Origin of the sequence: Streptomyces sp. NPDC048389 (assembly GCF_040706335.1) — a bacterium.
Taxonomy (GTDB): Bacteria; Actinomycetota; Actinomycetes; order Streptomycetales; family Streptomycetaceae; genus Streptomyces.
On the sequence record NZ_JBEZKP010000043.1, the window covers coordinates 30,295 to 45,796 of the forward strand.

12 protein-coding genes are annotated in these 15,502 nt (G+C 70.0%); 8 read left to right on the plus strand and 4 right to left on the minus strand.

Annotated elements, in window-relative coordinates:
- Positions 1–171 precede the first annotated feature (171 nt).
- Positions 172–750 (plus strand): suppressor of fused domain protein, encoded by a 579-nt coding sequence (locus tag AB0903_RS25135; protein WP_366706403.1) that lies wholly within the window; start codon positions 172–174, stop codon positions 748–750.
- Between the two features lie 42 nt (positions 751–792).
- Entirely contained in the window at positions 793–1,032 is a 240-nt protein-coding gene (locus tag AB0903_RS25140; RefSeq protein ID WP_366706405.1) for a hypothetical protein, read from the plus strand.
- 158 nt (positions 1,033–1,190) lie between these two features.
- Here AB0903_RS25140 and AB0903_RS25145 read toward each other — a convergent pair whose 3' ends face one another.
- Positions 1,191–2,384, minus strand: a complete 1,194-nt coding sequence (locus tag AB0903_RS25145; protein WP_366706407.1) for an RtcB family protein — start codon at positions 2,382–2,384, stop codon at positions 1,191–1,193.
- Positions 2,385–2,568: 184 nt separating this feature from the next.
- Here AB0903_RS25145 and AB0903_RS25150 point away from each other — a divergent pair, with 184 nt between their 5' ends.
- The 3 genes from AB0903_RS25150 (at position 2,569) to AB0903_RS25160 (ending at position 6,046) form a co-directional block, all read left to right on the plus strand.
- Positions 2,569–3,456, plus strand: a complete 888-nt coding sequence (locus AB0903_RS25150) for a DUF3558 domain-containing protein (RefSeq protein ID WP_366706409.1) — start codon at positions 2,569–2,571, stop codon at positions 3,454–3,456.
- A gap of 227 nt (positions 3,457–3,683) precedes the next feature.
- Positions 3,684–4,400 (plus strand): DUF3558 domain-containing protein, encoded by a 717-nt coding sequence (locus AB0903_RS25155; protein WP_366706411.1) that lies wholly within the window; start codon positions 3,684–3,686, stop codon positions 4,398–4,400.
- Between the two features lie 176 nt (positions 4,401–4,576).
- Entirely contained in the window at positions 4,577–6,046 is a 1,470-nt protein-coding gene (locus AB0903_RS25160) for a DUF2637 domain-containing protein (RefSeq protein ID WP_366706413.1), read from the plus strand.
- Positions 6,047–6,522: 476 nt separating this feature from the next.
- Here AB0903_RS25160 and lysS read toward each other — a convergent pair whose 3' ends face one another.
- Positions 6,523–8,256 (minus strand): lysine--tRNA ligase, encoded by a 1,734-nt coding sequence (gene lysS / locus AB0903_RS25165; RefSeq protein ID WP_366706415.1) that lies wholly within the window; start codon positions 8,254–8,256, stop codon positions 6,523–6,525.
- A 172-nt stretch (positions 8,257–8,428) separates the two neighbouring features.
- Between lysS and argS the strand changes: the two genes are divergently transcribed.
- Complete coding sequence (gene argS, locus AB0903_RS25170) at positions 8,429–10,207, plus strand: arginine--tRNA ligase (protein WP_366706417.1); 1,779 nt, start codon at positions 8,429–8,431, stop codon at positions 10,205–10,207.
- 141 nt (positions 10,208–10,348) lie between these two features.
- Here the strand turns inward: argS and AB0903_RS25175 are convergent, their stop codons facing one another.
- Positions 10,349–10,621, minus strand: a complete 273-nt coding sequence (locus AB0903_RS25175; protein ID WP_366706419.1) for a DUF1876 domain-containing protein — start codon at positions 10,619–10,621, stop codon at positions 10,349–10,351.
- A 497-nt stretch (positions 10,622–11,118) separates the two neighbouring features.
- Between AB0903_RS25175 and AB0903_RS25180 the strand changes: the two genes are divergently transcribed.
- Positions 11,119–12,009 (plus strand): glycoside hydrolase family 19 protein, encoded by an 891-nt coding sequence (locus AB0903_RS25180; protein ID WP_366706460.1) that lies wholly within the window; start codon positions 11,119–11,121, stop codon positions 12,007–12,009.
- Positions 12,010–12,245: 236 nt separating this feature from the next.
- A complete protein-coding gene (locus tag AB0903_RS25185; RefSeq protein WP_366706421.1) occupies positions 12,246–15,032 on the plus strand; it encodes a hypothetical protein in 2,787 nt (928 codons plus the stop codon).
- A 10-nt stretch (positions 15,033–15,042) separates the two neighbouring features.
- On the opposite strand, the gene AB0903_RS25190 is transcribed toward AB0903_RS25185, so the two are convergent.
- Entirely contained in the window at positions 15,043–15,444 is a 402-nt protein-coding gene (locus AB0903_RS25190) for an ATP-binding protein (RefSeq protein ID WP_366706423.1), read from the minus strand.
- Positions 15,445–15,502 lie beyond the last annotated feature (58 nt).

Genomic DNA, 15,502 nt, shown 5'->3' on the forward strand with positions numbered 1-15,502 from the left:
TCCTCGGCCGACTCTGCGTCACGGCCGCAGCCCAGTATCCTGGACCAATCGCACCTTCGATCCGAATGCGACCAGAGAACAAGTCGTCGATAACTACCAAACCGACGTGCGACTCGAGTGTTTTGTGTGCAACCGAGGAGCAGGAAACCGAGAGGACGGTTAGCTAACGTCATGGCTGCGCTGGTCGACCACTTTGAATCGCGTCTGGGCCGCCTCATCGGGGCGTGGTCGGCCAGCGAGCAGTCCCCTGAGGGCAGCCCGCAGGTCGGCTACTTCGCCGGCGGCGCCCTGGAGGGTGTGCAGTCCTACGCCACCATCGGGCTGCACAACAGGCACCTGACGCCCAGGACGTCCAGTCGCGCCCAGCATCTGGAGTTGCTCGGCTGCAACCGCCCCGTTCCGGGTGAGAAGTACGGCCCCTTCCCCGGCGTGCTGGAGTTCGTGGCGGAGCACCTCGTTGTCAGCGAAGAAGCCGTGCTGCGCGGTGAAGTGATCCCGTTGCCCCGGCCGCTTACACCGGAGGGATCATTGACAGCGCTGTATGCCGCGGTGCCGGTCTACTTCGACGACGATTTCGCATCCGTTGCGCTGGAGAACAAGACGGACGTCTCGATTGTGTGGCTGGTCCCCATCAGCGATGCCGAACGTGGTTTCGTCGAGACAAAGGGTTGGCAGGCCTTCGAGAGTGAACTCGTGCGCCAGGATCCCGATTTGCTCGACCTGTCACGCGAGTCGATGATTCTCCACTGATTGCCAGGTGGCCCCTCAGATGCCCCGCTGCCGGTTTGTTCGGTGTCAGGGCATCTGTGTTGGACCGGCCGTGAGAGTACGGCTGGCTGCCGGGACGGCCGTCCCGGCCACCGGTTCAAAGTCCCGGGGGCTCAGCGGATCATCAAGCGCAACACCCGCGACGGGATCTACAGCATCCTCTGGACCAAGGAAGCGGCTCAACGCCTCGGCGCCGACCTCTACTACCCGGGCTGCCTGCCATTGGAACGCAAGGGCAACGCAGCCGCCTCGCTCGGCGAATGAAAGAGGGCCTGCCGACATGGAGGGCGCCCCGGACCGCCGTCGCCGGCAGGCATGGGAGGACCGCACCCCTGTTGCATCACGCCGGCACCGCCGGTGCCACCGAGGCGCCGGGCAGGACAGAGAGAATCTGCGACCCCCCGGGTAACGGGCACGGGACCTCAGCCCTTGACGCAGACGACCTGCTTCAGCTTCGCGACCACCTCGACCAGGTCGCGCTGCTGGTCGATGACCTGCTCGATCGGCTTGTACGCACCGGGAATCTCATCCACGACACCGGAGTCCTTCCGGCACTCCACACCCCGCGTCTGCTCCTCCAGGTCCCGCGCGGTGAAGCGCCGCTTCGCCGCGTTGCGGCTCATCTTGCGGCCCGCTCCGTGCGACGCGGAGTTGAAGGACGCCTCGTTTCCAAGGCCCTTCACGATGTAGGAGCCGGTGCCCATCGAGCCGGGGATGATCCCGAAGTCGCCGCTGCCGGCACGGATCGCTCCCTTGCGGGTGACCAGCAGGTCCATGCCCTCGTACCGCTCCTGCGCCACGTAGTTGTGGTGGCAGCTGATCTCCTGCTCGAAGGTGACCTTGGCCTTCCTGAACTCCTTGCGGACCACTTCCTTGAGGAGCCCCATCATGACGGCGCGGTTGTACTTGGCGTACTCCTGTGCCCAGAAGAGATCGTTGCGGTAGGCGGCCATCTGCGGGGTCTCGGAGACGAACACCGCGAGGTCCCGGTCGACAAGGCCCTGGTTGTGCGGCAGCTTCTGCGCCTCACCGATGTGGTACTCGGCGAGTTCCTTGCCGATGTTCCGCGAACCGGAGTGCAGCATGAGCCAGACAGAGTCCGACGCGTCGACGCACACCTCCACGAAATGGTTTCCGCCGCCCAGCGACCCCATCTGCTTCGTCGCCCGCTCCCTGCGGAACTTGACCGCGTCCGCGACCGTGTCGAAGCGGTCCCAGAGGTCGTCCCAGCCTCCCGCCGAGAGGCCGAACACCTGCCCCGGGTCCACCATCTCGTCGTGCATGCCACGCCCCACCGGGATGGCCTGCTCGATCCTGGACCGGAGCCGGGAGAGGTCGCCCGGGAGGTCGTTCGCGGTCAGTGACGTCTTCACCGCGGACATGCCGCAGCCGATGTCCACACCGACGGCCGCCGGGCAGACCGCGCCGTGCATGGCGATGACCGAGCCGACGGTGGCCCCCTTGCCGTAGTGCACGTCCGGCATGACGGCGAGGCCCTTGATCCACGGCAGGGTGGCCACATTCCGCAGCTGCCGCATCGCGACGTCCTCGACCGTCGTCGGGTCGGCCCACATACGGATCGGGACCTTGGCGCCCTGCATCTCCACATAAGACATAACTACTCGATTCCCCCGAAGTGAAATGAAACGCAAATGACGCCATCAACGACCGCGAAAGGCCCAACAGACCGGCGGCAACGGCAGCGTGTGCGATAGACATTGTGTCCATCGGCCTCCGGCGGGCGACAATCAGTTTTCGCCCCGACAACAGCACGGAGCAGACACAGGAAGGAGCCCGAGCGTGCAACGGAAGGCGTACGTCCCCTGCGTGGCGGCGCTGCTCACGGCGCTCGTCACCGGCTGCACCGCCGGCAACGGTGCCGAGGGCTCCGACATCGACGCCAAGACCAACGGGGCGGCGTCCCCCGCGGCGGCCCCCGGCAGGTACCGCACGCTCCTCGAGCCGTGCGGGTCCGTCGAGCGTGCCACCCTCAGGGACCTGCTGCCGGGCTCGGCGACGCTGTCCGAGGACCAGCAGCAGAACGCACTGCGCGGTACCGCGGGCGTCACCTACGACACGGACCGGCGGGTCGCCTGCAGCTGGCAGGGCGACTCCCCGAACGCCTCGCACAAGCTCCGGGTCGACTTCGAGCGGGTCGTCTCCTACGACCCGGCTGTCAGCGACGACGCCCGGGCGCAGGAGGTCTTCGCGAAGAAGCAGTCCTCCGCGTCCGTCCCGATCGCGCCCGCGCTCCCCGAAGAGCCCTCCGACGGGGGGGCTCAGGCGTCCGACGAGGACGACGGTCTGCCGTCGGCCACTATGAGTCCGGTGGGTGGCGGGGAGACGGGCGACACCGCACAACCCGGCACCTCGACGGACACGGCAGCCGGTTCCGACACGTCGTCCACGCCCGGCGGCCCGTCCTCCGGTGCCGCCTCCGCGACGGGCCTCGAGCCGCGGGTGCTGGAGGGGCTGGGCGACGCCGCGTTCATCGACGACGTGCTCGGCCGTGCCGGTTCCACGGCGCAGCGCCGCACCGTGAGCGTGGTGTTCCGCACATCGAATGTGATCGTCACCGTGGTCTACGGCGAGCAGCCGGCCCTGTCGACCGAGGTGCCCGACAGCAAGGAACTGCAGGAAAAGGCGCAGAGTCTGGCCGGGAAGCTGGCGGAGCAGTTCGACGAGTGAACGGCTTCGCGGCCGCCCGCACGTCCGGTCCGCGTTCGGCGGTCCGGCCCACCGCGGCGGCGCGTCCGCGTACGGTGGCCTCGCCGAGCCGACCGTTGAAGTGGCGGCCGGACCGGCCCCGGGACCGGGGCTACCGACTGCCGATCACCGACAGCCCACTGCCCACTGCCCACTGCCCGACCGAACGACCGAACGACCGAACGACCGAACGACCGACTGAAGGAACCATGCACCGTTCAGCCTCGCGACTCACCCGCATACTCGCCTGCGCCGCCGTCCCGGTGATGCTCGTCGTCGCAGGCTGCTCGTCGGACTCCGACGGCAAGTCCGAGGACTCCGCGGCGTCCGCCTCTCCCACCCCAGAGGCGAAGAAGTCCCCGACCGTCGCTCCCGCCAGGTTCGGCAAGCTGCCGGAGCCGTGCTCCTCGATCGGCAAGAAGACGATCGAGGACCTGGTTCCCGGCACGAAGTCCAAGGGCGGCACGGAGGGCAAGTCGTCGGACATCTCGCGGCGCGGCAGCTGCTCCTGGAACGGCCTGGACGACAACGGTGTGAAGGGCTCGCAGTACCGCTGGCTCGACGTCTCGTTCCTCCGCTACGAGTCCGACGTGTCCCTCGCGGTGAGCGCCCAGCAGCGCGCCGAGGAGTCGTACGGCAAGGAGATCGCGAAGGCCGAGGCCACCGAGGGAGCCAAGGAGGTCAAGACCTCGCCCGCCGCCGGCATCGGTGACGAGGCGACGACGGTCACCTACAAACTGCGCAAGACCGGCGAGGACTTCACGTACGCGACGGTCGTGGCCCGCACCGAGAACGGTGTGGTCACGCTCACCTACAACGGCACGGGATACGCCGGCGCGAAGAACCCGTCGACGTCCGACATCACGAAGGGCGCCGCCAAGGCCGCGAAGGAGGCCGTGGCCTCGGTCGCGACCGCCAACAAGTAGTACGGGTAGCACACAAGTACGTAACGCCTCGAGCCCGGAGGGTCCGGCTCCGGTGGCATGTGCCAGGCTGTGCCCGCCGGTTCGGGAATCCGGCCCGGGTTCCGCTTCGGGATTGCGTCGGGATCCGGTTCAGAACCCGGTGCAGGACCCGGTTCAGGAATTGGGGAGGGTCGCGGGTGGCCGCGATGCAGCTGACACGGACGCACCGAATACTCATCGGCGTGGTGGTCGCGGGTGCGCTCGTCATCGCCGCGATCGGCTTCGCGGGGTCGTACGCCGCCGTGCGCGAACTCGCCGAGCAGAAAGGTTTCGGCCGGTTCTCGCTCGTCTTCCCCATCGGCATCGACGCGGGCATCTGCGTCCTGCTGGCACTTGACCTGCTGCTGACGTGGATGCGCATACCGTTTCCGCTGCTGCGTCAGACGGCCTGGCTGCTGACGATCGCGACGATCGCGTTCAACGGTGCCGCGGCCTGGCCCGACCCGCTCGGCGTCGGTATGCACGCCGTGATCCCGATCCTGTTCGTGGTCGCCGTCGAGGCCGCCCGGCACGCGGTGGGCCGGATCGCCGACATCACGGCCGACAAGCACATGGAGGGCGTGCGCCTCACCCGCTGGCTGCTCTCGCCCGTGCCGACGTTCAAACTGTGGCGGCGGATGAAGCTGTGGGAGCTGCGCAGCTACGAGCAGGTGATCAAGCTCGAGCAGGACCGGCTGATCTACCAGGCCCGTCTGCAGGCCCGTTTCGGGCGGTCCTGGCGGCGCAAGGCCCCGGTGGAGGCGCTGATGCCCCTGAGGCTCGCGAAGTTCGGTGTGCCGCTGGCGGAGACGGCCCCGGCCGGTCTGGCCGCCGCGGGGATCGAGCCAGTGCTGCTGCCGCCGGCCCCGGTGCAGCCGGAGCTGACGCGCACCACGGAGCTGACGGCGGGAGCGGAACGGGCCGAGGAGCACGGGGTGGCGCGGGCGAGCGCCCCCTTGGACCCGGAGCCGGCCCAGGGCCGGCGGGACCCGGTCGTGGATGGCATCCAGGGCCGGCCTGCGGGCCCGCACCAGGACCACCAGGACCAGCCCCTGGCTCACAAAGAGACCGGCTCGGCCGGCTACGAGAGCCCGTGGTTCGCGGCCTCGCAGGCCGCCCAGGAGGCATACCAGGGCTCGTACGACCCGACGTACGCCGAGGGCCTGGAACCCCATCCGGTGCCCGTCCCCTCGGGCCCGGGCCGCACCCGCCCGCTCGGATCCGGACCCTCCCCCGAGCCGCAGCAGCCACAGCAGCCGTACCAGTACGAGGACGAGCCCCTGCAGCCCCAGAACCAGACGCAGACGCAGCCCCACATGCAGGAACGCCCGTACGACGAGCAGTTCGCCGATGGGTACGCGCGGGTTCCGGCGCAGTACGAGGAGCCCGTGGCCGAGCCGCTCCCCGACTACACGGCGGAGGACAAGGAGTTCGCGGAGCTCGCGTACCCGGTGTTCCGTTCGTACGTCGAGGAGAACAACGACTGGCCGAAGGCCGACCACCTCGACATACTCCTCGCCGACCGCCATGGCGTACGTCACCCGCGCAGCGCGGCGCTGCTGCGCCGCCTGCTGCCCGAGTTCAAGAACCGTCACCAGGCCGACCTGGAGGCCGAACACATCGCGTGACGCGAACGGCCCGCCGGCCCGCGGCCCCGAGGCCGGCCCGGTCATCCGCGGTCCCCGGCGCCGACGGCGGTCAGGCCCGTTCCTTCGCGGCCTCCGCCCAGAGCGCGAGCGCCACACCCGCCACGGCGATGACGACGTATCCGGCCTCGGGATCTCCCACCACCGGTGGATCAGCCCCCACGGTTCGTCCTTGAAGGTCCGGCCGGCCACTCCCAACACGCCCTGGACGCCGACCACCCAGCCGATGACTGCCGCGATTTCCTTCATGTTTCCACCGTCCCCCGATGCGGTGCCCGGCGCGTCGTGCGCACGACCGAACCCCGGGTAGGCCGAAGGATGCAGAGACGGGCGGAGGAACGGACCAGGCGAAACGGCTGGAGCGAGTGGAACGGACGGGACGGACGGAGGGCCCCCACCCCTGGAGACCGCCCAGTGGGTGAGAGCCCTCCGAAGACGCTGCGAAGCGCAGCCGGCCGTCAGGCGCCGAGCAGCTTGCGCACCCGGTCCGCGCCGACCGCCAGCAGCAGCGTCGGCAGCCGCGGGCCGGTCTCACGACTGACCAGCAGGCGGTAGAGCAGGGCGAAGAACGACCGCTGGGCGACCTTCAGCTCCGGCGTCGGCTTGGCGTCCGGCTCGAGACCGGCCAGCACCTTGGGCACGCCGTAGACGAGCGTGGTCAGGCCGTCGAGCGACCAGTGCGTGTCCAGTCCCTCCAGGAGCAGGCGCAGCGACTCGCGTCCCTGGTCGTCGAGCGAGGCGAGCAGCTCGGTGTCGGGCTCTGCGCGGACGACGGTGCGGGCGTCGGCCGGGACCTGGGTGGTGATCCAGTTCTCGGCGCGGTCGAGCCGCGGGCGGACCTCGTCGAGCGAGGTCAGCGGGTTCGCCGGGTCGAGGTCGCTGAGGATACGGATCGTCTGCTCGTCGTGGCCGGCGGTGACGTCGACGACCGAGGCGAGCGTCCGGTACGGCAGCGGGCGCGGCGTGCGCGGCAGTTCGCCGGCGGCGGTGCGGACGGCGCGGGAGTACGCGGCGGCGTCGGCCGGCAGGGCGGTGCCGTCCTCGACCTTGCCGGCGAGCTTGTCCCACTCGTCGTAGAGCCGCTGGATCTCCTGGTCGAAGGCGATCTTGAAGGACTGGTTGGGCTTGCGGCGCGCGTACAGCCAGCGCAGCAGCGGCGCCTCCATGATCTTCAGGGCGTCGGCCGGGGTGGGCACGCCGCCTCGCGACGACGACATCTTGGCCATGCCGCTGATGCCGACGAATGCGTACATGGGGCCGATCGGCTGGACGCCGTCGAAGACCCCGCGCACGATCTGCCCGCCGACGACGAAGGACGAGCCCGGGGAGGAGTGGTCGACACCGCTCGGCTCGAAGATCACGCCCTCGTAGGCCCAGCGCATCGGCCAGTCGACCTTCCAGACCAGCTTGCCGCGGTTGAACTCGCTGAGCCGGACGGTCTCGCCGAAGCCGCACGCCGTGCAGACGTAACCCAGCTCGGTCGTCCCGTCGTCGTACGAGGTGACGGTGGTCAGGTCCTTCTCGCACTGCCCGCAGTAGGGCTTGTACGGGTAGTACCCGCCCGCGCCGCCGCTGCCGTCGTCCTCGGCGGCCGCGCCGGAGCCCTCGGCCGCTTCGAGCTCGGCCGCGTCGACCGGCTTCTGCGACTTCTTCGAGGGGTCCTTCTTGGTCCGGTACTGGTCGAGGATCGCGTCGATGTCCGCGCGGTGCCTCATCGCGTGCAGGATCTGCTCGCGGTAGGCACCGGACGTGTACTGCTCGGTCTGGCTGATGCCGTCGTACTCGACGCCCAGCTCGTCCAGGGCAGCGGTCATCGCGGCCTTGAAGTGCTCGGCCCAGTTCGGGTGGGTCGAGCCGGCCGGCGCGGGGACCGAGGTCAGCGGCTTGCCGATGTGCTCGCCCCACGAGTCGTCGACGCCCTCGATACCGGCCGGCACCTTGCGGTAGCGGTCGTAGTCGTCCCACGAGATGAGATGGCGGACCTCGTGCCCGCGCCGCCGGATCTCGTCGGCGACCAGGTGCGGGGTCATGACCTCGCGGAGGTTGCCCAGGTGGATGGGGCCGGACGGGGACAGGCCGGAGGCGACGACGACCGGTTTGCCAGGCGCACGTCGCTCCGACTCGGCAATGACCTCGTCCGCGAAACGGGAGACCCAGTCGGTCTCGGTGCTGCTCTGAGCCACGGTCGGCACGTCCTTCTTTCTCGAAAGCTGGATTGAGCTCCCGGCCATTCTCCCAGACGGAGGGCGTTCCTCCGGCGCGCCCGTGCGCCGCCCGGTCGGTCGGGAAACGACTTGCCCCTCCATGGGATACTTGACCACCGCAACATTCAGTGACAGCGCACCTCAACCGGAACGGAAGCTCATGGCCTCGGTCCCTTCCCTCGCTTCGACCGTGCAGCAGCGCCTCGCGGACGCCCTCTCGGCAGCCCTGCCGGAGGCCGGCTCCGCCGACCCCCTGCTGCGACGAAGCGACCGGGCCGACTTCCAGGCCAACGGCATCCTGGCGCTCGCGAAGAAGCTCAAGGGCAACCCGCGTGAGCTGGCGGCCAAGGTCGTCGACGCCCTCGGCTCTGACGACGTGCTCAAGGACATCGAGGTCTCCGGCCCCGGGTTCCTGAACGTCACGGTCACCGACAGGGCGATCGTCGAGACCCTGGCCGCCCGTGCGGCGGACGACCGTCTCGGCGTGCCGTTCGCCGAGGACGCCGGCACCACGGTGATCGACTACGCCCAGCCGAACGTGGCGAAGGAGATGCACGTCGGCCATCTGCGGTCGGCGGTGATCGGCGATGCCATGGTGCAGATCCTGGAGTTCGCGGGCGAGAAGGTGGTCCGCCGCCACCACATCGGCGACTGGGGCACCCAGTTCGGCATGCTCATCCAGTACTTGATCGAGCACCCGCACGAGCTGGACCACAAGGCGGGCGACGCGGCGCCGGAGGTCTCCGGCGAAGAGGCGATGTCCAACCTGAACCGGCTCTACAAGACTTCGCGTGCCGTGTTCGACTCCGACGAGGAGTTCAAGGAACGGGCCAGGCGCCGGGTGGTGGACCTCCAGTCCGGCGACGAGGAGACCCTCGCACTGTGGCAGCGGTTCGTCGACGAATCGAAGATCTACTTCTACTCGGTCTTCGAGAAGCTCGACATGGAGATCCGCGACGCAGACATCGTCGGCGAGTCCGGCTACAACGACATGCTCGACGAGACGTGCCGCATCCTCGAGGAGTCCGGCGTCGCCGTGCGCTCCGAGGGCGCGCTGTGCGTCTTTTTCGACGACGTGAAGGGCCCGGACGGCAACCCGGTGCCGCTGATCGTGAAGAAGTCCAACGGCGGCTACGGCTACGCCGCCACGGACCTCTCGGCGATCCGCAACCGGGTGCAGGGCCTCGACGCGGACACCCTGCTGTACGTCGTGGACGCCCGCCAGTCCCTGCACTTCAGGATGGTCTTCGAGACGGCACGCCGGGCCGGCTGGCTGAACGACGAGGTCAAGGCGCACCAGCTGGCCTTCGGCACGGTCCTGGGCAAGGACGGCAAGCCGTTCAAGACCCGTGAGGGCGAGACGGTGCGGCTGGTGGATCTGCTGGACGAGGCGATCGACCGGGCGACGGCCGTGGTGCGCGAGAAGGCCGAGAAGGTGGGCCTGACCGAGCAGGAGATCGTCGAGAACGGCCGTTACGTGGGCATCGGCGCGGTGAAGTACGCCGACCTGTCGACGTCCGCGGTGCGCGACTACAAGTTCGACCTGGACCAGATGGTGTCGCTGAACGGCGACACGTCGGTCTACCTCCAGTACGCGTACGCCCGGATCCAGTCGATCAAGCGCAATGCCGGCGACCGGCGTCCCGTCGCGCACCCCGAGCTGCCGCTCGCGCCTGCCGAGCGGGCGCTCGGTCTGCACGTCGACCGGTTCGGAGAGGTGCTGGCCGAGGTGGCCTCGACGTACGAGCCGCACAAGCTGGCCGCGTATCTGTACCAGCTGGCGTCGCACCTGACCACGTTCTACGACCAGTGCCACGTGCTCAGCGCCGACAACGCGCCCGAGGTCGTGGAGAACCGCCTCTTCCTCGTCGACCTCACGGGGCGCACCCTCCACCAGGGCATGGCGCTGCTGGGCATCCGGACGCCCGAGCGTCTCTGATCACCCGCCGGGCCCGTCACCCGGGCCCGTCACTCGCGCGGCGCCTCATTCCGGCGGCGCATCAGACGGACGGCACACCGGCCGGACGGGGGCGGGGCAACCCGGTCCCGTCCGGCCGGTGATCGTCGTGACCGGTCACCGTCACCGGGTGATGTCACGCGAGGGCCTGCCCGCCGCGTCGTCGATCTCCGTGTGGGCCTTCTGCAGCAGTTGGGAGGCGAGGTCCATCAGGGCGCGAGCGCCCGCGATCTCCTCGCCGACGAGCAACTGCGGCTCGTCGGACCGGTGCCGGTTCGCGTTTCCGTGACCGCGGTACTCCGTGCCGTCACCGAGTCTCACCATGGCGGCCGCCCTTGTCCGGTCGCCCTCTTCCTTGAACTCCATCTCGATGTGCCATCCGACGAGTGTCTGCATGGCAGATCACCTCCAGCGATACCCCTTCAAGGGTGCGCCGCGCGGCCGCTGATCGCGAACCCGGGGAAGGTGCCGCGGATCGGTCGTCCGGGGCTGCCCTCATGAGGGACTGGCCTCAAGAGCACTGCCCCCATGAGGGACTGTCCTCATGGCGGACTGGCCTCACGAGGCTCAGAGTCCTCATGGGCACCGCCCTCAGCGCAGAGGCGCAGGAAGCGCACCCTCCGGGACGGGGGCGGCCAGGCTGCCACGGCCACGGCCGGCTCCGTAACCTCATGCCCCTTCCGGGCTCACTCCGAGACGGACCACAGGCCGGCTTCCTGGACAAGTCTCCGAGGTTACCGACAGTTCCCATTGGTCTATACCTTGACTCGATCACGTCAATCGCGCTTGAGTGTGGTCACCGCCCCCCACCGCGGCCGTACCCGGAGAGCGACTTCCCCTCCGGGTAGGGCCGTTGCGCGTAAAGGAGTGATCGAGTGCTGAGAACACGCCTCATGGCCCTGCTGGTGGCGATCCTCGCCACCACCGGTCTCGCCGGGATTCTGACGCCCTCCGCGTCGGCGGCGTCCACCGCTTCCGCGGCTTCCCTCTGCGACACCGCTCCGAACTGGCAGCAGGGCGCCTGGTACACGGCTGGCAACGTTGTCAGGTACAACGGCTCGTTCTACGTGGCCGAGCACGACAACCCGGGCTACAGCCCCACCATCAGCACCTGGTACTGGGACCCGTACACCTGCGACGACGGCGGGGGAACACCCTCCCCGTCGGGCTTCGTGGTCAGCGAGTCACAGTTCAACCAGATGTTCCCGAACCGGAATTCGTTCTACACCTACAGTGGTCTGACGGCGGCCCTCAGCGCCTACCCGGGCTTCGCCGCCACCGGCAGCGACACGGTGAAGAAGCAGGAGGCCGCGGCCTTCCTCGCGAACGTCAGCCACGAGACCGGCGGCCTCGTCCACATCGTCGAGCAGAACACCGCCAACTACCCGCACTACTGCGACTGGAGCAGGCCGTACGGCTGCCCGGCCGGCCAGGCCGCGTACTACGGCAAGGGCCCCATCCAGCTCAGCTGGAACTTCAACTACAAGGCCGCTGGTGACGAGCTCGGCATCGACCTGCTGAACAACCCGTGGCTCGTCCAGAACAACGCCGCCGTTGCCTGGAAGACGGGCCTCTGGTACTGGAACACCCAGTCCGGCCCCGGCACGATGACCGGCCACAACGCCATGGTCAACCAGGCCGGTTTCGGCCACACCATCCGCTCGATCAACGGTTCGCTGGAGTGCGACGGCAAGAACCCGGCGCAGGTCCAGAGCCGGGTGAGCAAGTACCAGCAGTTCACGCAGATCCTGGGCGTACCGACCGGCGGAAACCTCTACTGCTGAGGCTGCTGAGGCCCCAAGGCTCTGCTGAAGCCGCTGAGGCCCCAAGGCTCTGCTGAGGCCGCTGGAGCCGCGCCGCCGCTGAACGGGCCGTGGCCGGGGAGACATCGTCCCCCGGCCACGGCCGCTCCAGGTCGCGCGCCCGCAGGCAACCCGCGGCACCTTCTCCCCGTCCTCCGAGTCCGAGAGGCACCTGGACCTGAACCAGGCGCCCGCGAAACGGGGTTGAGGAGCAGAAGTTGATACGTGCACGGAAGATATGGGTCACCGCGACAGCGGTGCTCACCGTGGCGGGGGTGGTGGCTCCCGCGGTGGCGCAGGCCCAGCCGCAGCCACCCGGTGCCCGGCCCGCCTCGGCGGCGGCCGACGACACCACGGACGGGCTGCCGCCCGGCTGGCGCATCACGAACACGGGCGGGGAGAACGCCCTGGAGTGGCGCTCCCCGGAGCGAGTGCCGGCCGGTGACGCGCGGGTGGAGTTCCACGCCGACGGCAAGCTGGTCGGCGTACCGGAGCCGGAGAACGACGGCCGGACCTTCCGGCTGCCGCTGGCGAATGCACGCACCACGGACCTGGCCGACCTCCAGGTCCTGGCGGCCGGCCGACGCCTGGACGAGAAGACGGACGGCGCGTCCGGTGCCCGTGAACGGCGGGCCGTGCCGGCCCTCCCCAAGCTGCCGGCGGCCTCGGTGGACCCGGGAAAGCCGGGTCCGTTCCGCACGGTCACCGGTGAGTACGCGCTCGCCCCGGTCCGCCTGCCCGGCCTCGCCGCACCCGTCGAGATGCGCGGCGTCGTCGTCGCGCCGAAGGGCGCCACGGGCAAGCGCCCGGTCGCGCTGTTCCTGCACGGGCGGCACGCCACCTGCTACGTCCCCGGCAAGGGTGACGACGAGGTCACCATCGACTGGCCGTGTGCCAAGGGCGCGAAGCCCATTCCGAGCCACCGGGGCTACCTGCGCGACCAGCGGCTGCTGGCCTCCCAGGGCTATGTGACCGTCTCGATCTCGGCCAACGGCGTCAACGGCCAGGACGGCGGCATCGAGGACGGCGGCGCGCAGGCACGCTCCTCGCTCGTACGTCAGCACCTGGCCCGCTGGGCCGACTGGGCCGCCAAGCCGGCCACGGCACCGACGGCCGTACGCAAGGCGCCGAGGACCGACCTCTCCCGCGTTCTGCTCGTGGGGCACTCGCGCGGCGGCGAGGGCGTCAACCGTGCCGCCATGGACAGCCTGTACGCGCCCCCGGCCGGGCAGGACGGCTACCGCGGCAAGGTGCGCTGGCGCATCCGCGGCACCGTGCTCATCGGCCCGACGATCTTCGGCCAGAACCCGGTGGCGGACGTCCCGTCGCTGACGATCCTGCCGGGCTGCGACGGCGACGTCTCCGACCTCCAGGGCCAGGTGTACGCCGACGGCACACGTGGCGTCAGCAGGGGCAAGGCCCTGCACAGCGCGGTCTACATGGTCGGCGCGAACCACAACTACTTCAACAGCGAGTGGACTCCCGGCCAGGCGCAGGCCCCCGCCCACGACGACTTCTGGCACGACCCCGAGCAGCCCGACCCGCTCTGCTCCCCCTCCGCCGCGACCCGCCTGACCGCCGACCAGCAGCACCGGGCCGGCGCCACCTACATCGCCTCCGCCGCCCGGCTGTTCGTCGCCGGCGACGACCGTGCGCGTGAACTGCTCGACGGCACCGGCCGCCGGGCCCCCTCCGCCGACCCGGCGCGGGTGCTGTCCCACGCCGTCGGCGCGAACCGCCGCGCCGGTTTCCTGCCGGACGGCTCCGTGAAGGTGACCGGCGGACGGCTGTGCTCAGCGATCGACCCCGATCCGCGCAAGGCATGCCTCAACCCGGAGACCGGCGGCGGCTCGCCGCACTTCGCATACTGGCAGCCGGAACGCGAGAGTGGCCGCCGCGCCGTGGCACTGCGCTGGTCCGCTCCGGGCTCGGCGGTGAAGGTGCGCCCCGAGAAGCCGCTCTCCGTGCGGGGCGCCAAGGCCCTCGCCCTGCGCGTCTTCGTCCCGCCGAACACCACCGGGACACAGCTCGACGTGTCCGTCACCGACGCCTCCGGCAAGCGGGCGAAGCTCGGCCGCGTCCGGGTCGACGGCCTGCCCGGCAGCGACCGCACCACGTCCTACTGGGCGCGTGAGGTCCGCGTACCGCTCGCCGCCGCCGCCCGCGCCGGTCTCGACCTGCGCAGGATCGTTTCCCTGGAGCTGACCCCGCGCACCCGCTCCGGACAGGCGTGGCTGATGGACGCCTGGGCGTGGAGCCCCGGCACGCCCGCCGTACGGGAAGCCCCGCTGACCCGTGTCGACCTCGGCCGGCTGACGGTCAAGGAGGGTGACTCCGGCGTCCGCACGTACCGGGTGCCGGTCCGCGTCTCCGGCAAGGGCGGCGGCACGGTCCGGCTGTACGTCATGGACCCGGGCACCGGCCGGGCGAAAGGCCGCCTGGTGACGGTCCGGCCCGGCAGCAGCGGCATCGACGTACCGGTCACGGTGAAGGGCAACAAGCGGTACGCCTGGGACATGTCCCACGACGTGCTCGTGAAGGCGGTCCGCGGGACCGTCGTCGGCGCGTACTCCGGCGGGGTCACCGCGGAGAACGACGACCCGATGCCCGAGATCACCGTGAAGCCGGTCGCCGACAAGGTGACGGAGGGGCAGCCGCTGACGTGGCGGGTCGCTCTCTCCGCGCCCGCCGACGTGGACCTGTCGTCGACGCTGCAGTTCGTCGGCGTCCCGGGCCGCCCCGAGCTGTCCACCAAGGACGTCGACCGGCAGTGGCTGCTCGACATGATCGGCGAGGTCCCCGACGGTGACGTCCCGCTGTCCCAGCTGGAGTACGCCTACCTGTGGGCCTCCGTACCGGCCGGGACCACCGGCGCGGAGATGACCGTACCCACGGTCCGCGACGAGTCGGCCGAACCGGCCGAGTACGTCGGCCTCCAGGCCGTCGACGACATGGGAGAGCCGCACGGCCCGGTCATGACCGGCACGGTGCTCGACGCGCCGTAGGCGTCACCCATCACGGCCGCGCGAACTCGCACCACACCACCTTGCCGGGTTCGCGCGGCCCCACGCCCCACCTGTCGGCCAGAGCGTCCACCAGCAGCAGGCCGCGCCCCGACTCGCCCTCCGGGTCGCGCAGGCACGGCTTCCCGTCGCCGCTGTCGTGCACCTCGACGCGCAGCGCCGTACCCCGCTCGCACAACCACATCCGCAGCAGATAGCCGCGCCCCGGCGGTACGCCGTGCACCAGCGCGTTCGTCGCCAGCTCGCTCACGCAGAGCGTGACGTCGTCGGCCCGTGCGTCCCACGCCCATGCTGCGAGCGCCGTACGGGCGAACTCCCGTGCCACCGCGACGGATCGCCGCTCGCGGCGGCAGAACAGCTCGCGCAGGTCCTCGTGTTGCATCGTCTTGTCCACGGGACGAGAGTCGCGGCGCGTGACCGGAAGACAGCACTCCGTCAACCCGTACATTTCT

Coding starts and splice junctions, on each gene's coding strand:
- AB0903_RS25135 (WP_366706403.1), top strand. CDS start 172: ATGGCTGCGCTGGTCGACCACTTTGAATCGCGTCTGGGCCGCCTCATC.
- AB0903_RS25145 (WP_366706407.1), bottom strand. CDS start 2,384: ATGTCTTATGTGGAGATGCAGGGCGCCAAGGTCCCGATCCGTATGTGG.
- AB0903_RS25155 (WP_366706411.1), top strand. CDS start 3,684: ATGCACCGTTCAGCCTCGCGACTCACCCGCATACTCGCCTGCGCCGCC.
- argS (WP_366706417.1), top strand. CDS start 8,429: ATGGCCTCGGTCCCTTCCCTCGCTTCGACCGTGCAGCAGCGCCTCGCG.
- AB0903_RS25175 (WP_366706419.1), bottom strand. CDS start 10,621: ATGCAGACACTCGTCGGATGGCACATCGAGATGGAGTTCAAGGAAGAG.
- AB0903_RS25180 (WP_366706460.1), top strand. CDS start 11,119: ATGGCCCTGCTGGTGGCGATCCTCGCCACCACCGGTCTCGCCGGGATT.